Genomic DNA, 2,141 nt, shown 5'->3' with positions numbered 1-2,141 from the left:
CCTTTAACCTACTAACCTTTAACCTACTAACCTGCCACCTGCCAACCTTGGCCTTGGCCTATTGGCCACGCGGGGCGCGTTTGGCCACGCTACGCGAACAGTCTACTAACCTTGGCCAAAAGGCCAGGCTACGCGAACAACCTAACAACCTTCAAAAGCACTCTAGCACTGGCAACTGGTGATCAATCAGCTTCTTCTGAGTCTTATCTTTTTCAGCTGTACTGGCTGAGAGTACTTCAATCACTACATCCGCTCTTTTGCCTTCTTCCCAAGTCCCGATATTTTTAATTTATAGCTAAAATTAAGACAAACAACAAAAATTTAAAAAATAAAATGACTTACGATCCTGATGGCGATTTATTAATAACAAAAATGCAGTTCCATGAACTTCATGAAAAGGTTTACAAAGGAGAAATGACACAAGAATAAGCCGACGATATAGTTAAGCAAAAGTTAGACTTTGAAGCTAAGTACTATTTTGGACTTATATTTGCATTAATATTTAAAGTTCCTGGTTTTTTGATAACCCTTCCAATTACAGGTCTTCAAAAATTGATTAAATACTACCGTAATAGACAGGGTAAGCGCAATAAAACTTGAGCAAAAATGTGATATAGGGCAAGGATTATGACCATATTAAGCCAAGATTGCTCAGCACTATTGCATTTGTAGATCAATATTGTTGATAATAATGCCGCCTTATTGATTCTTGCCCTGACCCCACCTTACTTCCTACAAAACGGTGCCACATTCGGGTTATTATTTATTTTGGTTAACTCTTACTTTACCAAACACTTATAAATAATAAATGACCTCAACCCCATCAATCAAAGATAATAATCGCGTCTCCCTGACCGATATAGATATGCCTCCGACGCTGTTACTCGGACCCGGGCCATCTAATGCCCATCCCTCCATATTAACAGCCTTGGGACTGCCGCCAGTTGGTCACCTGGATCCCCGTTTCATCGCACTGATGAACGAAGTGCAAACCTTACTCCGCTACGCTTGGCAAACTGATAACCCGATGACTCTTCCCATGAGTGGGACAGGTAGTGCGGCAATGGAAGCTACTCTAGCCAATGCAGTAGAACCAGGTGATGTGGTTTTAGTTGGGGTTAATGGTTACTTTGGACACCGACTCGTGGATATGGCTGGTCGTTATGGTGCTGATGTCCGTAAACTAATGAAGCCTTGGGGGCAAGTCTTTACCCTTGATGAACTCCGAGAAGGCTTGGAAACCCATCGTCCTGCTGTTTTGGCTTTGGTTCATGCTGAAACGTCAACCGGTGCCCGTCAGCCTCTGGAGGGTGTGGCTGAGTTGTGCCGAAATTTCAATTGCTTGCTGCTGGTTGACACAGTCACCAGTTTAGGTGGGGTGCCACTGTTTATTGATGAATGGGGGATTGATCTGGCCTATAGTTGTTCCCAAAAAGGGCTTAGCTGTCCACCAGGCATTTCCCCTTTCACTATGGGAGCTCGTGCCCTCGAAAAACTCCACCAGCGTCGTACCCAAGTTGCTAATTGGTATTTGGATATATCGATGTTGAGCAAATATTGGGGTGACGAGCGCACCTACCACCACACAGCTCCAATTAATATGAATTATGCCTTGCGCGAAGCCTTGCGATTGGTTGCTCAAGAGGGACTAACCGCTTGTTGGGAAAGGCATCAAGCTAATGCTGAATTGCTTTGGGAAGGTTTGGCTGATTTGGGTCTAGAATGTCACGTCGAGCAAGAATTTCGTTTGCCTACCTTGACCACGGTTCGGATACCAGAGGGGGTAGATGGCAAGGCAGTTACCCGCAAACTGCTGGATGATTACAACATGGAAATTGGTGGCGGCTTGGGTGAATTAGCAGGTAAAGTCTGGCGCATTGGTTTAATGGGTTATAACTCTCGCCGAGAGAATGTGGAGCAAGTGTTGAATGCTTTAAAGGAGGTTTTAGGGGATTCTAAATAAAACTTAATGGCAAGGGATTGGTAAGCGATGCAGCGCGGTCTTGGGGAGCCAGTGCGGTCTTGGGGGTTTCCCCCATGAGCAACTGGCGTGGTTCCCCCCATGAGCGACTGCATCAAGAAGGGATGTAATGGTGGTGATGATCCTATTTGTTCAGAAATCTGCTCTTTAGCTTATAACA

The 2,141-nt window shown here is 45.0% G+C and carries 3 protein-coding genes; 2 read left to right on the top strand and 1 reads right to left on the bottom strand.

Annotated features, from left to right (window positions below; genetic code table 11):
• The coding region (locus F6J99_RS44515; protein WP_293123723.1) for a hypothetical protein at positions 1-182 on the top strand (182 nt) is incomplete at its 5' end.
• Positions 183-808: 626 nt separating this feature from the next.
• Entirely contained in the window at positions 809-1,963 is a 1,155-nt protein-coding gene (locus F6J99_RS44510) for an alanine--glyoxylate aminotransferase family protein (protein WP_293123721.1), read from the top strand.
• Here the strand turns inward: F6J99_RS44510 and F6J99_RS44505 are convergent.
• A complete protein-coding gene (locus F6J99_RS44505; protein ID WP_293123718.1) occupies positions 1,891-2,064 on the bottom strand; it encodes a hypothetical protein in 174 nt (57 codons plus the stop codon). The genes F6J99_RS44510 and F6J99_RS44505 overlap by 73 nt on opposite strands.
• Positions 2,065-2,141 lie beyond the last annotated feature (77 nt).

Origin of the sequence: Moorena sp. SIO4G3 (genome assembly GCF_010692305.1) — a bacterium.
Taxonomy (GTDB): Bacteria; Cyanobacteriota; Cyanobacteriia; order Cyanobacteriales; family Coleofasciculaceae; genus Moorena; species Moorena producens_A.
Note: the sequence above shows the minus strand (reverse complement) of the source record. Positions and strands in the feature narration are given on the sequence as shown.

Bases quoted from the DNA above. Each gene is read 5' to 3' on its own strand.
- F6J99_RS44510 (WP_293123721.1), top strand. From the start codon at position 809: ATGACCTCAACCCCATCAATCAAAGATAATAATCGCGTCTCCCTGACC.
- F6J99_RS44505 (WP_293123718.1), bottom strand. From the start codon at position 2,064: ATGGGGGGAACCACGCCAGTTGCTCATGGGGGAAACCCCCAAGACCGC.